Raw genomic sequence first — 24,621 nt, forward strand, 5'->3', positions numbered from 1 at the left:
AATGCCGCAACGCGGATTCACGGGTGCGGGTCGACCGTCCGCGCGAACAGGAAGTGCCACCCGATCCACCACCAGAACAGCAGGATCACCATCCGCGCCGCCCGGTCGGCGAGCACCCTGTCGAACAGCGCCCCCGTCGAGGTGAGCCCGAGCGCGTCGCGTCGCCCGGTCACCCAGAGCAGCACGCCCACGACCCCGCACGCGGCGAAGACCAGTTCTGTGACGAGGTACATCAGTCGCGCCGTCCCCGTGTCACCAGGGCCAGACCCAGCGCGATCCATGCCGCCACGAAGAGCGTGCGGAACCACAGCTGGTCCAGTGCCGGGTCGAGGATGTCGGAGATCGCCGGATGCTGCAGCGCCGCCTCGGGGGCAGCATCCGTCCAAGGATCCAGGAGGTCAGCTCCCAGGCACAGGTCGCGACCCCCGTGACCGCCCACGCGACGGCGGTGCGGCGGATCGCGAGGGAATCGGCGGCGCGCTGCTCGCGCGCGCCGGTGCGCGAGCGCACCCCGACCACGCGAACGGCAGCACGACGGCGCCGAGACCGGCCAGCACGATCCCGTCGACGATGCCGTGCCGGGGCGTGAATGCGAGGAGTGCGCCGACCGCGACGGCTCCGACCAGGGTCGGGACCAGCGCCGGCCGCGACAGCCGGCCGACCTGCGGCACCAGTCGCAGCGCATCGATCAGCAGCGCGAGGCCGACGACGCCGAACACGACCCCGTCGAAGAGCGCCTCCCGCACGAACTGCACGGCCGAGGTGATCGCGACGATGGCGATCCACGGCAGGGCGGGCAGCAGTCGTCGACGCGGCGGGTGATCGACGACCGTGCCGGCGTCGATCGGATTGCCGGCGACTTCGTGCGCCATGTCGGCAGGCTACGCCCCCGGCGCGGAGCGCTCGTGGCGGTGAGAATGGGCGGATGATCTCCACCGACCTCGCCCGGAGCCTCCGGGAGTCCGGCCTGCACTGGGCGCCCGTCTCGGGCGACGTGTTCCAGCTCGCCCCCGGGTCCGGGGCGGGGGAGGACGGCGAGCTCGAGGGCGACCTGTTCACGGTGAGCGACATGACGATCGAGGCGCACGTCTATCCCACCGGCACCATCCTCGGATTCAACGGCACGACCGAGTGGGCGCTCGACTCCGTCGCGCTCGAGGATGCGCTCTGGCTGCCACGGGAGGACCAGCTGCGCGATCGGCTGCAGAGCACGTTCCGGGGCCTCGACCGGATCGAGGCGCCGCACGGCATCGAGTACCGGGTGCGCGTGGAACGGGCAGGAGGCGAGCACGTGTACGTCAGCGACGATCCCGCCGAGGCCTACGCTCTCGCGCTGCTGGATCTCATCCGCGCGTCGGCCTGACCACCGCGTTCCGCGCGCGTCGCCGAACGATGGCGACGACCCCCAGCGCGATTGCGCCGAGCAGGGCCAGCAGCAGGAGCCACGGCAGCGCCATCCCGAGGGCCACGAGTGTCGCGCCCCAGAAGGCGACGAAGGCGCTCCAGCCGGTGGCGAGGCCGTCGCCGAAGCCGGCCGGGGTGGACTCCACGACGGTCCCGGTGGGCTGCAACGTCATCGTGATGGTCGACATCGCGACCTGATCGGCGAGCCCGCGCTGCTGCGCCTCGAGGCTCTCGAGGTCGCCCTGCCGGTCTCCGATGGCGGTCTCGATCTCGACGAGGTCGGAGGTGTCGGTCGCGCGCTTCTCCAGCTCGATGAGGCGCTGGATCGTCGCCCGGAGCGCCGTGATGCGTGCGTCCAGATCCTGGGTGCGGCTGGTCACGTCGGTCGAGCTGGTCGAGACCCGGTCGGTGCGGCCCAGGCCCTTGAGCGCCGCGAGCGTGGTGTCGAGCTTCGCGGCCGGGATGCGCAGGGTGAGCGAGGCGGTTCCCGCGTGACCCTGCGACCCGGCGCGTTCGCTCCGGCCGTCCACCCGGCCCCCGCCGACCTCACGATCGATGCGGCACGGTCGGCCGCACGCAGCGGGTCGGATGCGGTGACCACGAGCTCGCCCGTGACCACGATCGACCGGTCGGCGCTCGCCGCCTTCTCACTCCCCGAACCCGTCGTCGCCGGTGCGTCGTTCGCGAGCGGCGCGCCGTGGCCCGCCGCGCCCGAGTCGGAGGTGCCGGTCGAGCCGGCGCCGGCGCCCGCCGAGCAGCCGCCGAGGGCGAGGGCCGCGGCGAGCGCGACGCCGACGAGAAGTGCAGAACGCCTCATGGGGTCACCGTAGAGAACAGGAGACCCGGACGCCGCAGACCGTTGCGCAATCGTGAGAAGCGGCCTGGGCGTCGCCTCCGAGCACACCGGTCCCGGCCGGCCGCAGATCTAGCCTGCTGGCGTCGGCTCACGAAGCCGCGAACAGGAGGTCACGACATGGGACTCATGGATGACGCCCGCGACACCGCCGAGACGGCCGGCCGCAAGCTCGGCGACGCCGCCGAGGATGCGAAGGACCGCGTCGGCGACAAGGTCGACGAGATGCAGGCGGATTCGGACGTGAAGCGCGCCGAGCGCGAGCGCGACGCCGTGCACGCCAAGAACGACGCCAAGGAGAAGATCCGCGGCGACGACTGACCGCCGCAGGGCGAGAGGACCGGAGGGTCGGTGGACGAGCCACCGGCCCTCCCTCGTGCGAGGGGGTCGACGGAGTGGAATGATTGACACGTCATCTATCGACGGGAGCGTCATCCATGCGGGTCATGATCATCGCGGGCAGTGTCCGGCCGGGTCGGATCGGACTGCCGATCGCCCGCTGGGTCGAATCGATCGCCCGCGAGCGCCCGGGGATGGAGATCGACTTCGTCGACCTCGTCGAGCTCGGCCTCCCGTTCATGGATGAGCCCCATCACCCGCGTCTGCAGCGGTACACCCAGCCGCACACGCGCGCGTGGAGCGAACGCGTCCAGGCGGCCGACGCCGTCATCCTCGTGACGCCGGAGTACAACCACAGCTATTCACCGGCGCTCAAGAACGCGCTCGACTACCTGCACCGCGAGTGGTGGCGCAAGCCGGTGGGCTTCGTCAGCTACGGCGGCGTGTCGGCGGGCACGCGCGGCGTCGTCGCGCTCACCGTCGTCACCTCCGGTCTGGGGATGGTGCGCACCGGAGCCGCCGTCGAGATCAACTTCGCCGGCCAGCAGGTGCACGACGGCGTGTTCTCGCCCACCGAGAAGGAGGTCGCGATCCTGGGCCACCTGCTCGACGAGATCGAGACGCTCGCGCCCGCCCTCGCTCCGCTGCGCTGACCGGATCGGTCCTCCATTCGGAGGACAGGCGCGATATGCTGGTCCCCTGAATTCGCGACAAGGCCGGGGGCTTGCACGATGCAGACGACGGCGGATGCCACCGCTATTCAAGCGGCCGTGGAGCACTTCATCGACCGGGTGCTGACCGACCCGGCCCTGGAGGGGTTCCGGGCCAAGATCGACGTGGGCAGCCTGCGTCCCCGCGCGCGGATGTTCGTGATCGAGGCGCTCGGCGGTCCGGAGTTGTACCGCGCTCTCGACCGGGACCGGCGACCGCACGGGGTCGAGGACGCCGAGTTCGAACGGATCACCTGCGTGCTCATCGAGAGCCTCGCCGACGTGGGCGTCTCGGCCGACGTGCTGGCGCTCGTGCGACGTCGCGTCGATGACCTGCGGCCCGTCGTCGTGATGGCGTAGGCGCGGCTCAGCTGGGCTGCACCGGAACCGGCTCGGTATCCGGCAGCGGGCTCGCGTCGCGTCCGCGCAGGTCGGGGTGCGCTCTCCGGAAGAGAACCGGCACGAGGGTCCCGACCGCCGCGAAGGCGACGGCCGCCCAGAATCCGCCGTCGGCGCCGCCCGCGTCGATGAGGAATCCGGCGACGGCCGAGCCGGCCGCGGCGCCGATGAGCTGTCCCGTGCCGACCCATCCGTACGCCTCGGCCGTGTCGCTGAACTTCACGCTCGACGAGACCAGCGCGAAGATGACGGCGAGTGCCGGAGCGATGCACAGCCCCGCGATGATCAGCGCGGCGTTGAGGCTCCAGAACTCCCAGGCGACGACGGAGAGCGCCGATCCGATCAGCACGACCGCCATGCGCCAGGCGAGCGCCCACGGTCCGACCGGCAGGCGGCCGAGCGCGAGCCCGCCGGACAGCGACGCGAGCGCCCAGATCGCGAGCACCACTCCCGAGCGGGAGTCGCCCTCCCCGAAGGTCGCGATCACGGCCGCCTCGGTCGCCGCGCAGGCGCCGACCAGCAGGAAGCCCACGGCGGTCGAGAGCAGCACCGGCGGGCGCGTGAGCACCGATCCGAACCGCCGCTTGCTGCGGGGATGCGCACCCGCCCGACCTCGGGCGAGAAGATGAACCAGGCGCCGCCGCCCACGAGGAAGACCACCGAGAGCAGGATGCCGATGGTCGTCGAGATCTGGGTCGCGACGAATGTGACGATGACGGGTCCGGCGATCCAGATGAGCTCCTGCGCGGACGCGTCGAGCGAGAAGAGCGGGGTGAGCTGGCGCGAGTTCACGAGTTTGGGATAGATCGTGCGCACGGCAGGCTGGATGGGCGGGTAGCTGAGGCCGGCGACCAGACCGGCGGCCATGTAGCCCCACAGGGGCAGAGGCGCGAGGGCGATGGTCGTGAGGGCGATCGCGCACACCCCGACGGTCAGCAGCAGCACCGGCCGCATGCCCCAGCGCCCCATCCACCTGCTCGTGAGCGGACCGGAGACCGCCTGCCCGACGCTCGTCGCGGCGAGCACCAGCCCGGCCGAGCCGTAGCTGTGGAAGATGCGCTCGAGATGCAGCAGGAACCCCAGGGAGATCATCCCGCCCGGGAACCGGGCGACGAGCTGGGCGGCGATGATGCGCGCGACGCCCGGCGTGCGAAGGAGCTGGGCGTAGGCGTTCACGGTGGGACCAGCGTATTGCCCGGTGGCGACGGTGCGCAGCGCTGTCGGCGGCGCGTGCAAGCCTGTGGAATCGGGGGATAAGTCCGCGAACTTATCCCCAACCTGGGGACGACACGCCCACAACATGTAGTGGTGGTGCCCCGGTCAGTGGCCGGATATATAGTGATCGAGCCGCAGGGCGGGCGGGGGCCCGCGAACGGCTCTCCGGGCATCCCCGGGAGCCGACGAGCGTCGCAGAACAGCCGCCGCAGGAGCAGCAGGAAGAGGAGTCCACGTGACCATCACGGTCGTCAAGCGCGACGGGGCGCAGGAGCCCTACGACGCCAACAAGATCAACCTCGCGATCGAGCACGCGAGCCGCGGTCTCGACGAGAGCATCACGTGGGTCACGCAGATCGCGAGCGAGCTCGAGCTCACGCTGTTCGACGGCATCACGACCCAGCAGCTCGACGAGGCCGTGATCCAGGTCGCGCTGCAGAACGTCAAGGACGACCCGCAGTTCGACACGGTCGCCGCGCGGCTGCTGCTGAAGACGATCTACAAGCGCGTGCTCGGCGACTACGAGACCGACGAGGAGCTGAAGGCGCTCCACGCCCGGCACTTCCGCGCCGCGGTCGAACGGGGCGTGGCGGAACAGCTCTTCGATCCCCGGTTCCTCGACCTCTACGACCTCGACCGGATGGCGACGGCGCTCGAGCCGAGCCGCGACGGTCTGCTCAAGTACATCGGCGTGGTCACGCTCAACAACCGCTACGGCATCAAGGCCCGCAACGGCGAGCCGCTCGAGGTGCCGCAGTTCTTCTGGATGCGGATCGCGATGGGTCTCGCCCTCAACGAGGCCGATCCGACCGGCGTCGCGCTCGGCTTCTACGAGAAGATGTCGAAGCTCGAGTACATCGCCGCCGGCTCGACCCTCGTCAACGCGGGCACCGCGTACCCCCAGCTCAGCAACTGCTTCGTCATGGAGATGCACGACGACATCGAGCACATCGCCAAGAGCGTGCGCGACGTGATGTGGCTCACCAAGGGCACCGGCGGCATCGGCCTCTCGGTCACCAAGCTGCGCGCCCAGGGCTCCCCGATCCGCTCCAACAACACGACCTCGACCGGGCCGATCCCGTTCATGCACACGATCGACTCGGTGCTGCGCGCGGTCAGTCGCGGCGGCAAGAAGTTCGGTGCGCTCGCGTTCTACATGGAGAACTGGCACCTCGACTTCCCCGAGTTCCTCGACCTGCGCCAGAACTCCGGCGACCCGTACCGCCGCACCCGCACCGCGAACACCGCCGTGTGGATCTCCGACGAGTTCATGAAGCGCGTGCAGAACGACGAGGACTGGTACCTCTTCGACCCGCTCGAGGTCGGCGACCTCAACGAGCTGTACGGCAAGGCGTTCAGCGAGCGGTACGCGCACTACGTCGCCGAGGCCGAGGCCGGGCGCGTCCGGATGTTCAAGAAGATCGCCGCGCGCGCGCAGTTCAAGGACATCCTGATGTCCCTCCAGACGACGGCCCACCCGTGGCTGACCTGGAAGGACACGATCAACAACCGGGCGCTGAACAACAACACCGGCACGATCCACCTCTCCAACCTCTGCACCGAGATCTGCCTCCCGCAGGACCTCGAGAACATCGCGGTGTGCAACCTCGCCTCGATCAACCTCTCGACCCATCTGCGCGTGGACGCGAACGGCACCCTGGGCTTCGACTGGGACCTCATCGAGGCATCGGCTCGCAGCGCCGTGCGCCAGCTCGACAACCTCATCGACATCACGGTGTCGTCCGTTCCGGAGGCGGATCACGCCAACATCAGCAACCGGGCGATCGGCCTCGGGGTCATGGGCTTCACCGACATCGTCGAGAAGCTCGGCCTCAGCTACGAGTCCGAGGAGGCCGCCACCGTGATCGACGAGGTCATGGAGCACGTCTCCTACGCCGCGATCGACGAGTCGGCGGATCTCGCGCGCGAGCGCGGCTCCTACTCGAACTTCGCCGGCAGCCGGTGGTCGCAGGGGTTGGTGCCGTTCGACTCGATCGCGCTCACCGAGGCCGATCGCGGCACCCCGATCAAGGTCGACCGCACGACGCGGCTCGACTGGGATGCGCTGCGCGCCAAGGTGAAGGGCGGGATACGCAACGCGACGCTCATGGCGATCGCGCCCACGGCATCCATCGGCCTGGTCGCCGGCACCACGCCGGGACTCGACCCGCAGTTCACGCAGATCTTCAGCCGCTCGACCTCGAACGGCAAGTTCCTCGAGGTGAACCGCAACCTGGTCGCCGACCTGCAGCGGCTCGGGATCTGGGGCGAGGTCAAGGAGGCGATCCTGCGCTCGCAGGGCGACATCCAGGGGATCGACGCGATCCCGGAGGACATCAAGAAGGTCTACAAGACCAGCTTCCAGCTCTCGCCGTACTCCTTCCTGGAGGTCGCGGCGCGCGCGCAGAAGTGGATCGACCAGTCGATCAGCCGCAACATCTACCTCGAGACGCGCGACCTCGGCGACATGATGGACATCTACTACGCGGCGTGGGAGCGCGGGGTGAAGACCACGTACTACCTGCACATGAAGCCGCGTCACCAGGCCGAGCAGTCGACGGTCAAGGTCAACAAGGCCGAGGAGATCGCGGCGAGCAAGGCGGCTGCGGCGCCGATCGCGGCATCCTCCGAGTCGGCTGCGCCCGCGGCACCCGCCCGTCGCGGATTCGGGGGCTGGCCTGATCATGGACACCGAGACCGTCGGAGCCTACGAAGTCCCGGTCGATCCCATGGACGACCTCCAATGCGAAAGCTGCCAGTAAGCACATGCCTCTTCTCGGTACCGGAGTCCAAGAGGGACTCCTCCTCAAGCCCGTCACCTACCCGTGGGCGATGGAGCTCTACGACCAGGCCGTCGCGAACACCTGGTTCCCCAACGAGATCCAGCTCGGCGAGGACCTGGCCGACTTCAAGAAGATGACCGACGAGGAGCGCCACGCGGTCACCTTCCTGATCAGCTACTTCAACCCCAACGAGCTGCTCGTCAACAAGGCGCTCGCCTTCGGTGTCTACCCGTACGTCAACGCACCGGAGACCCACCTCTACCTCGCGAAGCAGATGTGGGAGGAGGCCAACCACTGCATGTCGTTCGAGTACGTGCTCGAGACGTTCCCGATCGACCGCAACGAGGCCTACAACTCGCACGTCGACATCCCGTCGATGCGGCGCAAGGAGGAGTTCGAGGTCAACTTCATCCGTCGCATGACGGAGGAGACCCTCGACATCACGACGACCGCGGGCAAGCAGGACTTCATCCGCAACCTCGTGGCCTACAACATCATCCTCGAGGGCATCTGGTTCTACTCGGGGTTCATGGTGGCCCTGTCGTTCCGCCAGCGGAACCTGCTGCGCAACTTCGGCTCGCTCATGGACTGGATCGTGCGCGACGAGTCGCTGCACCTGAAGTTCGGGATCAACCTGATCCTCACGGTGCTCGACGAGAACCCCGATCTGCAGACGCCGGAGTTCGCGGCCGAGATCAAGAAGATGATCACGGATGCCGTGGAGATGGAGGAGGCGTACAACAACGATCTCCTGCCGGGCGGCATCCTGGGCCTGAACGCCGGATACATCAACCAGTACGTGAAGTATCTCGCCGACCGCCGGCTCGAGGAGCTCGGCTTCGGCACCGAGTACAACGTGACCAACCCGGCGAAGTGGATGGCGACGGCGAACGACACACTCGAGCTGGTGAACTTCTTCGAGTCGACCAACACCTCGTACGAGTCGAACGCGAAGGCGTCCAGCTAGGCGCGGCGACCTGCGGGTGACTGTGCCGGTGGCCGGGCATCACCCCCGGCGAGCCGGCCACCGGCGTGCTCCACGACATCGGAAGGAAACCCCCGAGTACGCGCGTGCACCAGCGCATCGTCTCCAGTATCGGAGGCGTGCGCACAACGACACACCCTACTCCGGCCGCGCGGTCCTTGCCCCCAATACAGGGGGCACGCGATCATGTCGCCGGTGTCACCAGACCATCGTCCCCCGGCGCCCGCCCAGGCCGCTGAGCCGGCGCTTTCGGCAGGAGCAGCCCCGGCCCGGCGATGAGGCGCACGGCGGCGAAGTACGCGTCGCCGTCGAACGCGGGCACGAGCGCCCGCTGCACGAAGTAGCCCTGGGCGAGCGCGAGCACCGCGGGCCACGCGCCGGTCGCCCAGGCGCCGGGATCGGGCATCCCGCGATGCGTCGCCCAGGTGGTCAGATAGTCGAGCCAGGCCTTCTGCAGCACGGCGAAGATCTCGCCCACGAGGCCGCTCATCTCGGAGTCGGCGGTCGCCTCGCCCCAGAGCTGTACGAGCACGCGGGTGTCGATGATGTCGTCGACCATCCCGCCGAGCAGGCCGCGCATCGTCTCGACCGGATCGCTGAGCCGCCCGTCGTCCGATGTGCCCAGCTCTCCGAGCCGTCGGGAGAGCACGTCGCGCCCCACGCTCAGCGCGATCTCCTGCTTGCCGGAGAAGTGCAGGTAGATCGCGCCGGCCGACAACCCGGAGCGGGCGATGATGTCCGCCATCGAGGTGCGCTGAAAGCCCTTCTCGCCGAAGCACTCCAGCGCAGCGGCGACGATCCGAGCGCGGCGGGATTCGCGGTGCGCGTCGCTGACCTTGGGCATCTTGACCTCATCCTGGCATGGAGAGTATAAAGAACGAGCGTTCGTTTTTAATAGATCGGAGCCCCTCATGCCGACATCGGCACCCGAGCCGCATTCGCCGTGGCGTCGCGCCATCGGGATCGGCGTCGCCCTGGCCGCCCTCGTCACGATCGTCGTCCTGGCCTTCGCATGGCCGAGCGTCACGTCGGCTCCGAAGGGCGTCCCGATCGCCGTGGCGGGCCCGGATGCCGCGGTGGGCCGGTTCGAGACCGCCCTGCGTCAGCAGGCGGGTGATGCGTTCGACGTCCATCCGGTCGCCGGTCGCACCGCTGCCGTGCGGGCGATCGAGCGCCGCGCGGACTACGGCGCCATCCTCCTCGGCGACCGCCCCGCCGTGCTCACCTCATCCGCCGCGTCGCCGATCGTCGCCCAGCAGCTGGCGGCGATCGCACCCGTGCTGCAGGCGCAGCTGCAGAAGGCCGTCGCCGCGCAGCTGCCGGCGGGAGCTCCAGTACCGGCCATCAGCGTCGAGGTCGCCGATGTGGTGCCGCTCGCCGAGGCCGACGCGCGCGGCACGGGGCTCATCGCGGCGGCGCTGCCGCTCGTGATCGGCGGACTGATCGGCGGTGTCGCCCTCACGATCGCGCTCGTCGGTTCGGTCCGTCGGCTCGCCGCCCTCGCCGTCTACGCGGTCGTGGGAGGCATCGCGCTCACGAGCGTGCTGCAGGGATGGTTCGGCGTGCTGCAGGGGTCCTTCCCGCTCAACGCGAGCATCTTCACCCTGGCTCTCCTGGGGATCGGTGCGCCCATCATCGGGTTCGCCGCGCTCGTCGGCCGGATCGGCGTCGCGATCGGCCCCGCGACCTTCCTCCTGATCGCCAATCCGATCTCGGCGGCGGCGCAGCCGCTCGAGTTCCTCCCGGCCCCGTGGGGAGCGGTCGGCCAGTGGTTCCCGCCGGGCGCGGCCGCGACGCTGCTGCGCGACGCCTCGTACTTCCCGCACGCGGACACGACGTTCCCCTGGCTCGTGCTCGCAGGATGGGCGGCGGCCGGTGCGCTGCTCGGGCTGGTCGGGCACTTCCGGCAGACGGGCGGCGCGACCGCGGAGGCGATCCACGAGGCGGAGCGGGCGGAGGTCTCCGAGCCGGCGGTGGCCGCCTAGAAGGTCATCCGGGTGAAGCTGCGCACCGTCTCGGTGAGCGCCCGCTCGGTGGGCAGCCGCTCCATCGAGGACGCGCCGTAGAAGCCGTGCAGGCCGGTCGCATTCGCGAGCACGTACTGCGCGTCGGACGGTTCGGCGACCGGACCGCCGTGCACGAGCACGACGACGTCGTCGCGGACCGCCTTCGCGGCGGCCGCCCACTCGCTGGCCAGCGCGACGCAGTCGTCGAGGGTCTTGGCGGTCTCCGCGCCGATGCTGCCGCCGGTGGTCAGTCCCATGTGGCACACCACGATGTCGGCACCGGCCCGCGTCATCGCCTCGGCGTCCTCGACCGAGAACACGTAGGGCGTGGTCAGCAGGTCGTGGTCGTGGGCACGACGCACGATGTCGACCTCGAGCTGGTAGCTCATGCCGGTCTCCTCGAGGTTGGCGCGGAAGACGCCGTCGATGAGACCCACCGTGGGGAAGTTCTGGATGCCGGAGAAGCCGAGCTCCTTCAGCTGCTTCAGGAAGTGGTCGGGGTTCAGGAACGGATCGGTTCCGTTGACGCCGGCGAGCACGGGCGTGTGCTTCGGCACCGGGAGCACCTCGCGCCCCATCTCGACCACGAGATCGTTGGCGTTGCCGTACGCCAGGAGGCCGGAGAGCGAACCGCGGCCGGCCATCCGGAACCGGCCCGAGTTGTAGATCACGATGAGGTCGGCGCCGCCGTCCTCCTCGCATTTCGCCGAGAGACCGGTGCCGGCCCCGGCGCCGACGATCGGTCGGCGCTCGGCGATCTTGCGGGTGAAGCGGGCGAGCAGCTCGGCTCGCGGGATGAACGGCATGGGTGAGTCCTGGGTGTCGTGGGGCGGGCGGGGTTCAGTGGGCGGCGGCGATCGCGGCGTGCAGGGTGTCGACCATCGCGTCGGCGAAGGCCGGGTCGTTGACGTCGAGCTCGAGCTCGACGAGGGGGATGCTCGATCCGGCGAGGCCCTCTCGGATGGCGCCGAACAACCGCTCGTCGGCCTCGGCGTCGAAGAACGGGCCGCCCTCCACCGCGATGGCGGAGACGCCGCGCACGGGGAGGAAGACCGTGGTCGGCCCGGTCGCGGCGGCGGCCTTGCGGGCGACCTCGGCGCCGAGCTGCGCGCACTCGTCGGGCGTCGTGCGCATGAGCGTCACGCTCGAGTTGTGCTCGTACAGGGTGCGCCCGCGGAACTGCGGGGGCACCGTGTCCATCGGCCCGAAGTTGACCATGTCGAGCGCGCCGACCGAGATCACCTGCGGTGTGCCCGTCGCGCCGGCGGCGGTGAGGCGGTCCTCGCCCGCGTCGAAGACGCCGCCGACGAGGTGGTCGGCGAGCTCGGTGGTGGTGACGTCGAGCACGCCGGCGAAGAAGCCCTGCCGGCACAGCGACTCGAGCGAACGGCCGCCGGAGCCGGTCATGTGGAAGACGAGCACCTCGTAGCCGAGCGCCTCGAGCCGTGCCCGGGCGCGCGTCACGCACGGGGTGGTCACGCCGAACATCGAGGCCGCCACCATGGGCTTGCCGCCGGACTCCTGCGGTGCCGGAGCGCCGACCATGCCCGCCATGGCCGCGGCGGCATTGGCGAGGATGCGGATCGAGATGCGGTTCAGCCCCGCGATGTCGACGATGCTCGGCACGAGGATGAGGTCGGTCTCCTCGATGTACATCTCGGTGTTGCCGGATGCCGCGGTCGAGACGATCAGCTTGGGGAACCCGAGCGGGAGCGGACGGAACGCGGTCGCGGCGAGCGATGTGCCCCCGGTGCCGCCGAGCGCCATGGCGCCCTGGATCTCGCCCCGCTCCTGCAGGTCGGCGACGACCCGCGTCGCTCCGGCCGCCATGATCGCCATCGCGGCACCGCGGTCGCCGGCGCGCACGAGGGCCTCGATGTCGCCTCCACCGGCGGCGGCGACGCGGTCCCGTGCGATGTCCGGGGTGAACCCGGGCTCGCCGAGCACGCCGGTGTCGACGACGAGCGTGTCGACCCCGGCATCCCGCAGCCGATCGCGCACGAAGGCGTACTCGTCCGACTTGGTGTCGAGCGCCCCGACCAGGGCCACCGTGTGCGGCATCGGGGGACCGTCCCTTCCGCGCCCCGGTTGACCGCGACGCTGCGTCGCTCACATGATGTGCGGATGACGTTGGAGAGGGCGAGTGCCAATTCGTTCCGATTGGCTGCGATCGGCGCGAGCCGGCTCGTGCGTCTGCTCGGGGACTGGGCCCGCGGCGACGGCCCGTTGCACGAGCAGCTCGCCGACCAGATGCGGCATCTGATCCGCACCGGGGCCATGACCTCGGGCACCCGACTGCCCTCCGAGCGATCGCTGGGGCTCGCCCTGAACCTCAGTCGCAACACCGTGACGAAGTCGCTGGACCTGCTGCGCGGCGAGGGGCTGCTCTCGAGCCGGCAGGGCGACGGCACCTACGTGACCGTGAGCCGACGGCACAGCGGGCCGGTCCGCGGCGACGACCGGTTGCGCTCCTTCGTGGCGGAGGATCCGGTGCAGCTGGACCGGATCGACCTGCGCAGCGCTGCGATGCCGGGGCTGGCCATGGTCGCCGACGAGGTCAACCTGCTCGACGGCTCGCGCATGCGCGAGCTCGTCGCGAGCCACGGCTACATCCCCTCGGGCCTGCCCGAGCTGCGCGAGGCGATCGCCGCGTACTACCGGGGTCTCGGGCTGCCCACCGGGCCGGAGCACATCCTGGTGTGCTCCGGGGCGCAGCAGGCGCTGCGGCTCGTCGCGTCGTCGTTCATCACCCCCGGGGCGACGGTGCTGATCGAGGAGCCGTCGTTCCGCGGCGCCATCGAGTCGCTCCAGGCTCTCGGCGCGCGACTCGTGGGCGTGTCCTCGGGCGGCGACGGCATCGACGTCGACGAGCTCGCGGCGGCCGTCGCGGCCCGCAAGCCCGCGCTCATCGTGCTGCAGTCGACGGTGCACAACCCGACCGGGTCCGTCCTCGACCGGTTCCACCGCAGCAGGATCACGGCCATCGCGGAACGCTCGGGCGTGCCGGTCATCGACGACGCGACCCTCTCCGACACCATCATCGATGGCGAGCGCCGGCCGATTCCGCTCGCCGCGGGAAGCGACCTGGTGCTGACCGTCGGGTCGATGAGCAAGTCGTTCTGGGGCGGGCTGCGGCTGGGCTGGGTGCGCGCGCAGCCCGAGACGATCGACGAGCTCATCGCGGTCAAGGGCGGCGAGGACCTCGGCACGTCGGTGCTCGCGCAACTGCTCGCCGCGCAGCTGCTGCCGCAGATCGAGCGGGCTCGCGACGAGCGGTTCCGCACGCTGACCGAGGGGCGCCGACTCGCGCTCGAGCAACTGGCCGAGCAACTGCCGGACTGGACGCCGCAGGTGCCGGCCGGCGGGGATCCCTCTGGATCCGGCTCCCCGGTCCGGGTGCCACGGCGTTCGCGCAGCGCGCGGAGCGCGTCGGCGTGCAGATCCTCCCGGGTCCCACCTTCTCGGCGGAGGACCGGCTCGACGACCACGTGCGGCTCTCCTACGCCGCCGATCAGGGGGCCGTCGCGCGCGGCATCGACCTGCTCGCGCAGGTGTGGAGCGAGTTCGGCTGACCCGCGGTCGTGACCGCTGCTCAGCGAGCGGGTGCCACCTGACCGGAATTGGCCCTCTCCCTGTCCTCGCGCTCCCTTCAGGATGTTCGGGTGGCGACTGCTGATCGCCACCCGACAGCGGGGTCGGCACGCGCCGGCCCGACCGATCCAGCGAGAGGCGCGTTCCCCATGCCCGACACCCCCATCTCCCGCGGCCGCGGCGGCCTCACCCGCGCGAGCGAGGTCGTCGTCGAGCCGCAGTCCTGGGGCCGGCTCGAGTGGGCCGTCTCCGATGCCATCGGCAACTCCGACACGATGACGGTCGGCACCTGCTTCATCGACCCGGGCCAGCAGAACCCGGTGCACCACCACCCGAACTGCGACGAGGTGCTGCGGGTCGTGCGCGGCACGATCCGGCACCGGGTCGACGACGAGTACGTGCAGATGGGGCCGGGAGACACGATCTCGATCCCGCAGGGCGCGGTGCACAACGCCGAGAACATCGGCGACGAGGTCGCCGAGCTCGCCATCTGCTATCCGAACGCGAAGCGGCAGGTGGTCGGCGAATGAGCCGTCATCGTGTCGCCATCGTCGGCTGCGGCAACGTCAGCGACATGCACTTCCGCGGCTACCTCGATCGGCCGGACCGCGTCGAGATCGTCGCGGCGGTCGACCCGGACCCGGCGCGCCGCGCCTGGGCGGCCGAGAACTTCGGCGTGACCGACACCTACGCGAGCATCGGTGAGCTGCTGGCCGGTGCCGACTTCGAGGTCGCGTCGGTGTGCACCCCCAGCACGGTGCGGCTGGAGGCCGTGCGGGAGCTCGCCGAGGGCGGCAAGCACCTGCTGGTCGAGAAGCCGATGGCCGACGACATGACGGAGGCGCGGGAGATCGTCCGCACCGCCGGGGACGCCGGCGTGCTGCTGGCCGTCGACCAGAACTTCCGCGACCACTACGCCTTCGGGCTCGCCCGCGACGCGATCGCCGCCGGACGCATCGGCCGGGTGCTCGGCATCGACCAGAGCGAGCTCATGTGGCGCGAGGTCGTCGGCTGGCGCGCCGAGGCGCGGCACCACGCGCTCGCGGTCATGGGGGTGCACTGGTTCGACGGGTTCCGCTACCTCATCGACGCCCAGCCGGACGCCGCGGACCGCCGCGACGCCGACTGGATCGTCGCGCGCACCTTCACCCACCCGGCGATGCACACCGCGGGGAGACCGACGCCTTCATCCAGGTGCACTTCGGCGGCATCCCGGTGAACTACACGCAGAGCTTCGCCTCCCGGGTGAACCGCGTCGAGACGATCGTGCTGGGCGAGACCGGCACGCTGCGACTCACCTACGACGCCCTGGAGGTCCACACCGCCGACGGCGTGGAGACCACCTCGAACCCGTGCGCCGGCGACGGCAAGCCGATCTCGGCCTACCGCAGTCTGGAGCGCCTGCTCGACGCCCTCGACAGCGGCACGCAGCCCGGCAACTCGGGTGAGGACAACCTCAAGACGCTCTCCTCCTGTTCGCTGCCTACGAGTCGGCGCGGACCGAGCAGCCGGTCGCACTCGAGAACGGGCTCCTGCCGTGAGCGCCGGCAACCGGATCGCCTTCAGCAAGCCCACCCGCACCGACGCCGACACCGAGGCCCTGCTCGGCGGATTCCGCGCGGCCGGTTACGACGGCCTGCAGCTCAAGATGAACCAGTTCACGCCGTGGCTTGATGACGCCGGCGCCTTCCGAGCGCGCTACCCGGAGCCCGGCGTCGCCTCGGCCGTGATCTTCTTCGACGTGCCGGATGCCGCCGGCGAGGAACGCCTCGCGCGGGTCATCGAGTTCGCCGGCGCGGTCGGGTCCGAACGCGTCGTCTACTGCCAGAACCGCACCCACGAGGGCGTGGACCGCGCGCTGCTCGAGGCATACGCGACGAGCCTCTCGGGGCACGGCCGCCGCGCCCGCGAGCTGGGCGTCGCGCTCTCGTTGCACCACCATTTCGACCAGCCCGTCATGACCCCGGATGACGTGCGCGCGTTCTTCGGCGCGGTGCAGACGGCCGACGGGTCGCCGCTCGTGGGGCTCACGGTCGACACGGCGCACCTGGCCAAGTCGGGCGTCGAGGACATCCCGGGCTTCATCGCTGAGTTCGCGGGCGTCATCGACAACATCCACCTGAAGGACTACGCCGACGGCCAGTGGCGGCTGTTCGGCCAGGGCGACCTCGATCTCGTCGGCATCCTGAGCGCCCTGCGCGACGTGGGCTATCCGGGCTGGATCTGCGTCGACGAGGAGTCATCGGCGTCGCTCGAGGACGGCCTGCGCGTGTCCCGCGACTGGCTGGACTCCCACCCACCCGCACGTACCTGACGTCCCGGCTCCGGCCGGGCCCCGCACCACTCGCATTCAACGACGAAGGAGAGAACAGATGTCCGCATCACGACACGGCCGCATGCGGTCGCGGCTCGCGGCGCTGGCGGTGGCGGCCGTCGCCGTCACCGGCCTCGCAGCCTGCGCACCCGGCGGCGGCGGCGCCGCGAAGCCGAGCCACTCGGACGGTCCTGTCAAGCTCACCTGGTGGGACTACTACCAGCCGGGCACCACGGCCAGCGACGGGCTGGACACGATGATCAAGAAGTACGAGAAGTCGCACCCGAACGTCACCGTCGACCGGCAGTACGTCGCCTACGACCAGCTCAAGCAGACGCTCCTGCAGTCGGCGGGCGCCGCCTCGGTGCCCGACATCGTGATCATCAACAGCCCGGACCACCAGCAGTTCGCCGAGACCGGCATCGCGGCCGACCTCACGAAGCAGCTCAAGGACTGGGGCCAGCTCTCCAAGTACCCCAAGGGCCTCATCGCGTCGGCGACCTACAAGGGCAAGGTCTACGGCCTGCCGATCACGGCGAACTGCCTCGCCCTGTTCTACGACAAGAAGGCGCTCGCCGACGCGGGCCTGAAGCCCCCGACCACCTGGGACGAGCTGAAGGAGGACGCCCTCAAGCTCAAGTCGGGCAGCCGGTACGGCCTCTCGTTCTCGGCCATCAACAACCAGCAGGCGGTGTTCCAGTGGCTGCCGACGCTGTGGCAGGCCGGCGGCGACCTGAACAAGCTCACCTCGCCCGACTCGGTGCGTGCCCTCGACTTCTGGGCCGGCCTCGTCAAGGACGGCAGCGTCTCCAAGGAGGCGCTCAACTGGGACCAGACCGCCGCCGAGGTGGAGTTCGCTCAGGGCCGCGCCGCGATGATGATCAACGGACCGTGGCAGATCCCGACGCTCGCGAAGGACGCGCCGAACCTCGACTACGGGGTGGCGCTCCTGCCGAAGGACAAGGAGTCGGCGTCGGCGCTCGGTGGCGAGAACTACCTCATCACCGATGGGCCCAACGAGCAGGCCTCGTGGGATCTCGTGAAGTGGCTGCAGCAGCCGGCGAACCTCGAGTACCTCGCGAAGCAGAACGGCAGCCTGCCGACCCGCTCCGACACCCAGCCCTTCAGCGACTCGGATGCGATCAAGACGTTCACGAAGCAGCTGCAGGTCGCGCGACCGCGGGCCTACGGCTCGAACTACGCCGAGATCGCCGACGCGGTGGTGATCGCCATCCAGTCGACCATCTCGGGCTCGGCGACGGCGAAGGACGCTCTCGACAAGGCGGCCGCGACGGTCAAGCCGCTCCTGCCCTGATCCGGAGATCAGCCACCGTATGACCGCCATCGCCCAGACCCGGCCGACCGTCCCTCGCGGGACGGCCGGCCGGCGCCTGGCGCGCCGCTCGGCGCGCTACCTCTTCGTCGCACCGGCGCTGTTCTACCTGCTGCTGCTGATGTTCTATCCGCTGGCGTACACGTTCAACCTCAGCGTGTTCGACGTGAACGCGGGCAACTTCCTCCGGGGTGGGGCCGCGTTCGTCGGCCTCCAGAACTACCTCGACTTCATCTCGTCGCCCGACTTCCTCAGCTCGCTCGCCATCACGCTGATCTTCACCGTCGGGTCGCTCGTCTTCCAGCACGTCATCGGATTCTGCTTCGCGCTGTTCTTCAACACGGGCTTCCCGCTGTCGGGCCTGCTGCGCGCGATCATGATGGTCGTCTGGGTCCTGCCGGCCGTCGTGTCGGCGAGCCTGTGGCGGTGGATGTACGCCGGCAGCTACGGCGTCATCAACGCCTTCCTGGGGCTGTTCGGCATCCACACCACCCAGGCCTGGCTCACCGACCCGTCGACCGCCCTGCCAGCCGTGATCATCTCGAACATCTGGATCGGCATCCCGTTCCACATGATGCTCGTGTTCGCCGGTCTGCAGACGATCCCGACGACGCTCTACGAGGCCGCGGCGATCGACGGCGCGAGCGCCTGGCGCCGGTTCTGGAGCATCACCGCCCCGCTCATGCGGCCGGTGATCCTCACGGCGTTGCTGCTGGGCTTCGTGCACACGTTCAAGGTGTTCGACATCATCTACGTGATGACGTCGGGCGGGCCCGCCAACGCCACCAACGTGCTGTCCATCGCGGTCTACAAGCTCTCGTTCGAGTACTTCCGTCTCGGCGACGGGGCGGCGGCGGCGAACGTGCTGCTCGTCATCCCGCTGCTGCTCTCGATCGTCTACCTGTTCTTCCGGCGCCGTGAGGAGACTTCGCTGTGATGCTGCATCGCCGCCGCTGGGTTCTGACGATCATCGGCGTCGTCCTGGTCGCGATCTACATCTTCCCGCTGTACTGGATGGTCACGACCTCGATCAAGCCGCAGTCGCAGCTCTTCACCTCGCCGCCGACCTGGTTCCCGACGTCGTTCGACTTCGGCAACTACGTGACGGCGGTCTTCGGCAACGCCCAGATGCTGCGGGCGCTCAGCAACAGCTTCATCGTGTCGATCGGCACGACACTCGTGACGCTCGTCATCGCCGCGCCCGCCGCGTACGGCTTCGCGCGGCTGAAGCTGCGATGGACGAGCCTGCTGCTGCTGCCGTTCCTGCTCGCGCAGCTGCTGCCGACGATCAACCTCGCGCTGCCGATGTTCGCCCTGTTCGCTCAGGCGGGGCTCACGAACTCGCCCTGGGGCCTGATCCTCGGCGACACCGTCATCGCGCTGCCGTTCGCCGTCATCGTGCTGCGGCCGTTCTACCTCGGGATCCCGCGAGAGCTCGAGGAGGCGGCGGAGGTCGACGGCTGCAACCGCTGGCAGGCGTTCTGGCGGATCGTGCTGCCGGTGGTGCGGCCGGGGCTCGTGACCGTCATGGCCTTCACCTTCGTCATGACCTGGGGCGAGTTCACGCTCGGCATCACGCTGAACCCGCGGCAGGAGGCGCAGCCGGTGACGGTCGCGCTCAACTCGTTCATCGGGCAGTACGGCACGCAGTGGGGGCCGCTCATGGCGGCGTCGACCGTGGTCGCGATCCCGATCGTCGTGCTGTTCATCGTCTTCCAGCGCTTCATCACGGCGGGGTTGGCGGCGGGGTCGGTCAAGGACTGACGCCCTCAGTAGTGGTATCGGCAGGCCGCGATCCGGATCTCGTCGCGCTCGATCCGGTAGACCAGGCGATGCTCGTCGGTGATGCGTCGCGACCAGTAGCCGCGGAACCCGTGCTTCAGGGGCTCGGGCTTGCCGATCCCCTCGTGACCGGTGCGCTCGATGTCGCGCAGCAGCGCGTTGATGCGTCGCACGATGGCGCGATCGGCGCCCTGCCAGAAGACGTAGTCGGACCAGGCATCCTCATCCCAGACGAGCCTCACTCGACGAGGTCGTGCTCGAGCCCGTCGCCGTGCTCGAGCCGTTCGATGGATCGCAGCAGCCGCGCGGCGTTGCGGGGGCTTCGGAGCAGATACGCCGTCTCCTTGAGCGACTCGTAGTCGGCGAGGCTGACGATCACGACCGGGTCGTGTCCGGCACGGGTGACCACGACCTCCTCGCGATCGTTGACCACCGCGTCGAGCGTGGCGGCGTAGTTCGCGCGCGACTCGGAGAACGAGATCGTCTTCATTCCAGGATTGTACTTGATCATGTACATCCACCCCGGTTCTGGCAGGCGATGCACCGGCACTCGAGGAAGGGATGCGGACCGCGCACCACGAGAGTCCGCGGCACGTGGTCGGCGAGCGGATAGTCGGTGAACCGATAGACGGGGCCGGTGGTCGCCCACCGCTCGCTGTCGTAGCCCATGTAACCCAGAAGGTCGATCGACCGGCAGCGGAGGATGTCGAGCAACGCCTTCTCCGCGTCCCAATCCAGGTGCTGGAGGAATCCCGTGGCGTCGCTGACGCGGTGTCCGAGCACGGCGAAGCACGCGCCATCCTCCTTCTCGACCAGCGCATCGACCCGGGCGAGGATCCCTTCGTCGAGGACCCCGTCGTAGTCCCGTTCCACGATCGACCGGTGAATCGGTCGAAGGTCGGCGTCGAGGGTCACCATCGCCAACTCGGTTCCCGGCTGCGCCGACAACAGCAGGAACAGGTCGTAACCCGACTCGACGATCATGCGGGGACGATAGCGAGGCGAGCGGGTCGCTCCGGATCGCACGCGGGGTGACCGGGACGGCGCAATCACTCTCGACGCCTGTGGAGGACTAGTCCGGGGCCGTATCGACGGGGCTCAGCCGGCGAGTGCCTTGCGGATGCGCTGCACGCTCACCGGACCGCGCGCACCGAGCGGCTGGGCGAACAGCGACAGGCGGAGCTCCTCGAGCATCCACCGCACCTCCACGAGCCGCTGCGGGGTCGCGAGCTCGAGCGGGAGCGGACCGCCCGCGTCGCGATAGAGCGCGAGCGCCTGCTCGGTCTCGCTCTGCCAGACCCGATCGCGCCCCAGGTTCTCCGCCATCCGCTGCACGCGGTGCACGATGCCCGCAAGGTAGACGGGCACGCGCGGCAGCTGCGCGGCACCGGTGATCCGCACGAAGCCGGGGTGGATGAGCGCCTCGAGCTGGGCGCGGGCGTCGCTGAGCGGCGACATGAGCGCCAGACCCGACGCGGCCGAGATCGCCTTGTCGGCGTCGCGCGCCGCGGCGAGCGTCCTGGCGGCGAGGCCGACGAGCGCGAAGGTGCGGTCGATCAGCGCCGCCGACGCCTCCTGCCGGAGCGCCTCGAATCCCGCCGCGTCGAAGGGCGCGCGCTCGCCGGCGACGTCGTCGACGACCGCGAGCACGGCATCCTCGATGAGCGCCGCGACCGACCGGTAGGGGCTCGCGGCCAGGTGCAGCTTCTCGGTCGTCGTGAGGTGCTCCTGCACGTACGAGGCGGGGCTCGGCAGGGTCAGCGCGATGAGGCGGCGTACGCCCGCGCGGTGGGCCACCGCCTGCTCGCCGGCGTTCGCTAGCACCCGCAGCGCGACGTGGTCGCCCTCGCGCGTGGTCTCGACGGTCAGGGCCGGGTAGCCGCGCACCGGGCCGTTCTCCACGACCGCCGGGAGATCGCCGAGGTCCCAGCGCTCGATCCGGTCGCGTTCGAGGGCCGAGCGCGGCGGCGCGACGGCTTTCGCGACCGAGGTGCGAGTGCGATCCGCGAGCCGCGCCTGCAGCTCACCGAGGTCCTTCGAGGCACCCACCCGGCGGCCGCGTTCGTCGACGGCGGCGAAGTTCACCCGCAGGTGCGGGGGAAGGCGCTCGAGGTCGAAGTCCTCGGGCCGCACGACCACGTGCGCCATCGCGCGGGCGGCGTCGGCGAGCGCCTGCGTGAGGGGGATCCCGGGATCGCCGGACAGGGTGGGCAGCAGCCGGCGCGCCCAGTCGCCGGCCGGCACGAGGTCGCGGCGGATCGCCTTGGGCAGCGTGCGCAGGAGGGCGGTGACGAGCTCCTCGCGCAGGGCCGGCACGAGGCGATCGAAGCCCGCCGGACCGACCGCGGGGAGCCGTGCCAGCGGGATCTCGACGGTGATCCCGTCGTCGGCGGCCCCGGGCTCGAACCGGTAGTCGAGGCGGAACCCGCCGAGCTCGTCGGGGTACTCCTCGTCGTGCTCCTGCTCGAGCAGGTCGGCACGGGTCATCGTGAGGAGGTCCGGCTGCTCGGCGCGGGCCGCCTTCCACCAGCGCTCGAAGCGGCGCACATCGGTGACGTCGGCCGGGACGCGGGCGTCGTAGAACTCGACGAGCGCCTCGTCGCCCGACAGGATGTCGCGCCTCCGGGCGCGCTCCTCCAGCTCGCCGAGCTCGGCCCGCAGCGCCCGGTTGTCACGGTCGAAGGCGTAGAGGGCGTTGCGGCGGATGTCGTACGGCCACTCGCCCTCGACGAGGGCGTGCCGGATCAGCAGCTCGCGCGCCCGCTCGGGCTCGATGCGGGCGAGCTGGATGCGGCGCTTCGACACGATCGGCACCCCGAACAGCGTCACCCGCTCGTCGGCGACGGCCGAGCCCTGCCGCTTCTCCCAGCGCGGCTCGGAATAGGTGCGCTCGACGAGGTCGCCCGCGAGGGACTCGGCCCACGCCGGATCGATCGCGGCGACGGTCCGGGCGAACAGGCGGCTGGTCTCGACGAGCTCGCCCGCCATGACGGCGGCCGGCGGCTTCTTCGCGAGGGATGACCCCGGGAAGATCGCGAAGCGCTGCTGGCGGGAGCCGAGGAATTCCGTGGCGCGACCCTTCGTGCGGTCGTCGCGGAGGCCGATGCGCGACAGCAGGCCGCTCAGCAGCGAGCGGTGGACGGCATCCGGGTCGACCTTCGGCGGCCCCGCTTTGAGACCGCTCTGCGACAGGATCTGGCGGTACAGGTCCTGCCACTCGCGCACCCGCAGGTAGTTCAAGAACTCGGCCTTGCACATCCGCCGGAACGCGCTGCTCGAGAGCTCGCGGCGCTGCTCGTCGAGGTGATCCCAGAGCTTCAGGAGCCCGAGGAAGTCGGAGGTCGGGTCGGCGAAGCGGGCGTGCGCCTGGTCCGCCTGCGGGCGCTTCTCGAGCGGCCGCTCGCGCACGTCCTGGATCGAGAGTCCCGCGACGATGGCCGCGACCTCGCGCGCGACGCCGTTGCGCTTGGCCTCGACGAGCATGCGCCCGAACCGCGGGTCCACCGGCAGCCGAGCGAGCTCCCGCCCGACCGCCGTGATGGCCATCGCCTGCGTTCCCTTGCCAAAAGCGCCCACTCCTCGCGCCGCGGAGTGGGCGTTTTTGGCTACGGGGGCGGGGCCATGGGGGAGGGTGCGACCGCGCCGAGCTCGAGGAGGAGGTCGAGGCCGTCCTGGATGCCGCGCGGGTCGGGCGGGGTGAGGAACGGGAACGACGCGATGTCGCCGAGCCCGAGCGAGATCATCTGCAGGATCACGGCCGCGAGATTGGTGCGCAGGATCTCGGCGTCGGTGTACTCCGGGCGACGCTCGAAGTCCTCCTCGGCGTACAGCCGGATCGCGATGCCCGGCGCCGTGCGACCCGCGCGCCCGGAGCGCTGGTTCGCGCTCGCCTGGCTGATCGCCTCGATCGGCAGCCGTTGCACCTTCGCGCGCGGGCTGTAGCGCGAGATGCGGGCGGTGCCGGCGTCGACGACGTACCGGATGCCGGGCACCGTCAGCGAGGTCTCGGCCACGTTGGTCGCGAGCACGACCCGCGGTCTCGTGCCGCGGGAGAAGACCCGGTGCTGGTCGGCCGCGCTCAGCCGGCCGTAGAGGGGGAGGACCTCCGTTTCCGGAAACCGTCCCGCCACGGCGTCCGCGGCATCCCGGATCTCCTGCTCGCCCGACAAGAACACGAGCACGTCGCCCGGCGCCTCGCGCCTCAGCTCCGCGAGAGCGTCGACGATCCCCTGCTGCACGTCGCGGTCGTCGCTCGCCTCCCCCTCCTCGTCCTCCGACGCCTCCGCGACGAGCGGGCGGTAGCGGATGTCGACGGGGTAGGTGCGCCCGCTCACCTCGACGATCGGAGCGGGGACGCCATCCGGGCCGGCGAAGTGCGCCGCGAAGCTCTGCGGGTCGATCGTCGCGCTCGTGACGATCACCTTGAGGTCGGGCCGCTTCGGCAGCAGCTCGCGCAGGTACCCGAGCAGGAAGTCGATCGTGAGGGACCGCTCGTGCGCCTCGTCGAGGATGATCGTGTCGTAGCGGCGCAGCTCCCGGTCGCGGTTGATCTCGGCCAGCAGCACCCCGTCGGTCATGAGCTTGATGCGGGTGTCGCGCGCCGACCGGTCGTCGAAGCGCACCTGGTACCCGACGACCCCGCCCAGGTCGACCCCGAGCTCCTCGGCGATGCGCTCCGCGATCGAGCGGGCGGCGATCCGGCGCGGCTGGGTGTGCGCGATGCGCTCGCGCCCCAGCTCGAGGCAGATCTTGGGAAGTTGCGTCGTCTTCCCCGACCCGGTGGCACCGGCCACGATGACCACCTGGTTGCCGGCGATGGCGCGCGCCAGCTCGTCCCGAGCGGCGCTGACGGGCAGCTCGGGCGGGTAGGAGATGCGCAGGGGCGCGGTGCCGGACGGCGGGGACAT

General features: G+C 70.2%; 26 protein-coding genes and 1 pseudogene. 15 read left to right on the forward strand and 12 right to left on the reverse strand.

Annotation, left to right across the window (positions count from 1 at the left end):
- Positions 1 to 17: 17 nt before the first annotated feature.
- Complete coding sequence (locus QQK35_RS13885) at positions 18 to 233, reverse strand: DUF6186 family protein (protein WP_284254694.1); 216 nt, start codon at positions 231 to 233, stop codon at positions 18 to 20.
- Between the two features lie 165 nt (positions 234 to 398).
- On the reverse strand, positions 399 to 872 hold the full coding sequence (locus QQK35_RS13890; protein WP_284254695.1) for a hypothetical protein: 474 nt from the start codon (positions 870 to 872) through the stop codon (positions 399 to 401).
- A gap of 53 nt (positions 873 to 925) precedes the next feature.
- Between QQK35_RS13890 and QQK35_RS13895 the strand changes: the two genes are divergently transcribed.
- Positions 926 to 1,363, forward strand: a complete 438-nt coding sequence (locus QQK35_RS13895) for a pilus assembly protein CpaE (protein WP_284254696.1) — start codon at positions 926 to 928, stop codon at positions 1,361 to 1,363.
- Here the strand turns inward: QQK35_RS13895 and QQK35_RS13900 are convergent.
- Positions 1,344 to 1,934, reverse strand: a complete 591-nt coding sequence (locus tag QQK35_RS13900) for a DUF4349 domain-containing protein (protein ID WP_284254697.1) — start codon at positions 1,932 to 1,934, stop codon at positions 1,344 to 1,346. The genes QQK35_RS13895 and QQK35_RS13900 overlap by 20 nt on opposite strands.
- A gap of 81 nt (positions 1,935 to 2,015) precedes the next feature.
- Between QQK35_RS13900 and QQK35_RS13905 the strand changes: the two genes are divergently transcribed.
- From QQK35_RS13905 to QQK35_RS13920, 4 genes are all read left to right on the forward strand, one after another.
- Positions 2,016 to 2,234: a hypothetical protein gene (locus QQK35_RS13905; RefSeq protein WP_284254698.1), complete on the forward strand. Its 219-nt coding sequence runs from the start codon at positions 2,016 to 2,018 to the stop codon at positions 2,232 to 2,234.
- Positions 2,235 to 2,377: 143 nt separating this feature from the next.
- Entirely contained in the window at positions 2,378 to 2,578 is a 201-nt protein-coding gene (locus QQK35_RS13910) for a hypothetical protein (protein WP_284254699.1), read from the forward strand.
- Positions 2,579 to 2,694: 116 nt separating this feature from the next.
- On the forward strand, positions 2,695 to 3,249 hold the full coding sequence (locus tag QQK35_RS13915) for an NADPH-dependent FMN reductase (protein ID WP_284254700.1): 555 nt from the start codon (positions 2,695 to 2,697) through the stop codon (positions 3,247 to 3,249).
- Positions 3,250 to 3,327: 78 nt separating this feature from the next.
- Positions 3,328 to 3,666 carry a globin domain-containing protein gene (locus QQK35_RS13920; RefSeq protein WP_284254701.1) on the forward strand — a complete coding sequence of 113 codons (339 nt, stop codon included), beginning with the start codon at positions 3,328 to 3,330 and terminating at the stop codon, positions 3,664 to 3,666.
- Between the two features lie 7 nt (positions 3,667 to 3,673).
- Here the strand turns inward: QQK35_RS13920 and QQK35_RS19880 are convergent, their stop codons facing one another.
- On the reverse strand, positions 3,674 to 4,255 hold the full coding sequence (locus QQK35_RS19880) for an MFS transporter (protein WP_348534946.1): 582 nt from the start codon (positions 4,253 to 4,255) through the stop codon (positions 3,674 to 3,676).
- Positions 4,189 to 4,881 carry an MFS transporter gene (locus tag QQK35_RS19885; RefSeq protein WP_348534947.1) on the reverse strand — a complete coding sequence of 231 codons (693 nt, stop codon included), beginning with the start codon at positions 4,879 to 4,881 and terminating at the stop codon, positions 4,189 to 4,191. Before QQK35_RS19885 ends, QQK35_RS19880 begins: the two co-directional genes overlap by 67 nt.
- Positions 4,882 to 5,155: 274 nt before the next feature.
- Here QQK35_RS19885 and QQK35_RS13930 point away from each other — a divergent pair, with 274 nt between their 5' ends.
- Complete coding sequence (locus tag QQK35_RS13930; protein ID WP_284254702.1) at positions 5,156 to 7,840, forward strand: ribonucleoside-diphosphate reductase subunit alpha; 2,685 nt, start codon at positions 5,156 to 5,158, stop codon at positions 7,838 to 7,840.
- Complete coding sequence (locus QQK35_RS13935; protein ID WP_284254703.1) at positions 7,753 to 8,670, forward strand: ribonucleotide-diphosphate reductase subunit beta; 918 nt, start codon at positions 7,753 to 7,755, stop codon at positions 8,668 to 8,670. The genes QQK35_RS13930 and QQK35_RS13935 overlap by 88 nt, the downstream gene beginning before the upstream one ends.
- Positions 8,671 to 8,872: 202 nt before the next feature.
- On the opposite strand, the gene QQK35_RS13940 is transcribed toward QQK35_RS13935, so the two are convergent.
- Positions 8,873 to 9,532, reverse strand: a complete 660-nt coding sequence (locus QQK35_RS13940) for a TetR/AcrR family transcriptional regulator (protein WP_284254704.1) — start codon at positions 9,530 to 9,532, stop codon at positions 8,873 to 8,875.
- A gap of 67 nt (positions 9,533 to 9,599) precedes the next feature.
- Between QQK35_RS13940 and QQK35_RS13945 the strand changes: the two genes are divergently transcribed.
- On the forward strand, positions 9,600 to 10,673 hold the full coding sequence (locus QQK35_RS13945; RefSeq protein WP_284254705.1) for an ABC transporter permease: 1,074 nt from the start codon (positions 9,600 to 9,602) through the stop codon (positions 10,671 to 10,673).
- On the opposite strand, the gene QQK35_RS13950 is transcribed toward QQK35_RS13945, so the two are convergent.
- Both QQK35_RS13950 and QQK35_RS13955 read right to left on the reverse strand, forming a co-directional pair.
- Positions 10,670 to 11,500: a phosphoenolpyruvate hydrolase family protein gene (locus tag QQK35_RS13950; protein ID WP_284254706.1), complete on the reverse strand. Its 831-nt coding sequence runs from the start codon at positions 11,498 to 11,500 to the stop codon at positions 10,670 to 10,672. The genes QQK35_RS13945 and QQK35_RS13950 overlap by 4 nt on opposite strands.
- A 34-nt stretch (positions 11,501 to 11,534) precedes the next feature.
- A complete protein-coding gene (locus QQK35_RS13955) occupies positions 11,535 to 12,755 on the reverse strand; it encodes a Tm-1-like ATP-binding domain-containing protein (protein ID WP_284254707.1) in 1,221 nt (406 codons plus the stop codon).
- Positions 12,756 to 12,818: 63 nt separating this feature from the next.
- On the opposite strand from QQK35_RS13955, the gene QQK35_RS13960 reads away from it, so the two are divergent.
- The 7 genes from QQK35_RS13960 (at position 12,819) to QQK35_RS13990 (ending at position 19,696) form a co-directional block, all read left to right on the forward strand.
- Positions 12,819 to 14,279, forward strand: a complete 1,461-nt coding sequence (locus QQK35_RS13960; protein ID WP_284254708.1) for an aminotransferase-like domain-containing protein — start codon at positions 12,819 to 12,821, stop codon at positions 14,277 to 14,279.
- A 155-nt stretch (positions 14,280 to 14,434) separates the two neighbouring features.
- On the forward strand, positions 14,435 to 14,815 hold the full coding sequence (locus tag QQK35_RS13965) for a cupin domain-containing protein (RefSeq protein ID WP_284254709.1): 381 nt from the start codon (positions 14,435 to 14,437) through the stop codon (positions 14,813 to 14,815).
- A complete protein-coding gene (locus tag QQK35_RS13970) occupies positions 14,812 to 15,504 on the forward strand; it encodes a Gfo/Idh/MocA family protein (RefSeq protein WP_284254710.1) in 693 nt (230 codons plus the stop codon). The genes QQK35_RS13965 and QQK35_RS13970 overlap by 4 nt, the downstream gene beginning before the upstream one ends.
- Before the next feature lie 318 nt (positions 15,505 to 15,822).
- The gene (locus tag QQK35_RS13975; RefSeq protein ID WP_284254711.1) at positions 15,823 to 16,599 is read left to right on the forward strand and encodes a sugar phosphate isomerase/epimerase family protein; all 777 of its coding nucleotides are present in this window, start codon (positions 15,823 to 15,825) and stop codon (positions 16,597 to 16,599) included.
- A 58-nt stretch (positions 16,600 to 16,657) separates the two neighbouring features.
- Entirely contained in the window at positions 16,658 to 17,914 is a 1,257-nt protein-coding gene (locus QQK35_RS13980) for an ABC transporter substrate-binding protein (RefSeq protein WP_284254712.1), read from the forward strand.
- Between the two features lie 19 nt (positions 17,915 to 17,933).
- Entirely contained in the window at positions 17,934 to 18,869 is a 936-nt protein-coding gene (locus tag QQK35_RS13985; protein ID WP_284254713.1) for a carbohydrate ABC transporter permease, read from the forward strand.
- Positions 18,869 to 19,696 carry a carbohydrate ABC transporter permease gene (locus QQK35_RS13990; protein ID WP_284255710.1) on the forward strand — a complete coding sequence of 276 codons (828 nt, stop codon included), beginning with the start codon at positions 18,869 to 18,871 and terminating at the stop codon, positions 19,694 to 19,696. Before QQK35_RS13985 ends, QQK35_RS13990 begins: the two co-directional genes overlap by 1 nt.
- Before the next feature lie 5 nt (positions 19,697 to 19,701).
- On the opposite strand, the gene QQK35_RS13995 is transcribed toward QQK35_RS13990, so the two are convergent.
- The 4 genes and pseudogenes from QQK35_RS13995 to hrpA all read right to left on the reverse strand — a co-directional run bounded on the left by QQK35_RS13995 (position 19,702) and on the right by hrpA (position 24,621).
- Entirely contained in the window at positions 19,702 to 19,956 is a 255-nt protein-coding gene (locus QQK35_RS13995) for a Txe/YoeB family addiction module toxin (protein ID WP_284254714.1), read from the reverse strand.
- A complete protein-coding gene (locus tag QQK35_RS14000) occupies positions 19,953 to 20,204 on the reverse strand; it encodes a type II toxin-antitoxin system Phd/YefM family antitoxin (RefSeq protein WP_284254715.1) in 252 nt (83 codons plus the stop codon). Before QQK35_RS14000 ends, QQK35_RS13995 begins: the two co-directional genes overlap by 4 nt.
- Before the next feature lie 17 nt (positions 20,205 to 20,221).
- Positions 20,222 to 20,698, reverse strand: coding sequence for a hypothetical protein (locus QQK35_RS14005; protein ID WP_284254716.1), 477 nt, complete (start codon positions 20,696 to 20,698; stop codon positions 20,222 to 20,224).
- Between the two features lie 114 nt (positions 20,699 to 20,812).
- Positions 20,813 to 24,621 (reverse strand): annotated as a pseudogene (hrpA, locus tag QQK35_RS14010) (ATP-dependent RNA helicase HrpA).

The sequence above is a fragment of the Pseudolysinimonas kribbensis genome (assembly GCF_030161895.1).
GTDB classification, from domain to species: domain Bacteria; phylum Actinomycetota; class Actinomycetes; order Actinomycetales; family Microbacteriaceae; genus Pseudolysinimonas; species Pseudolysinimonas kribbensis.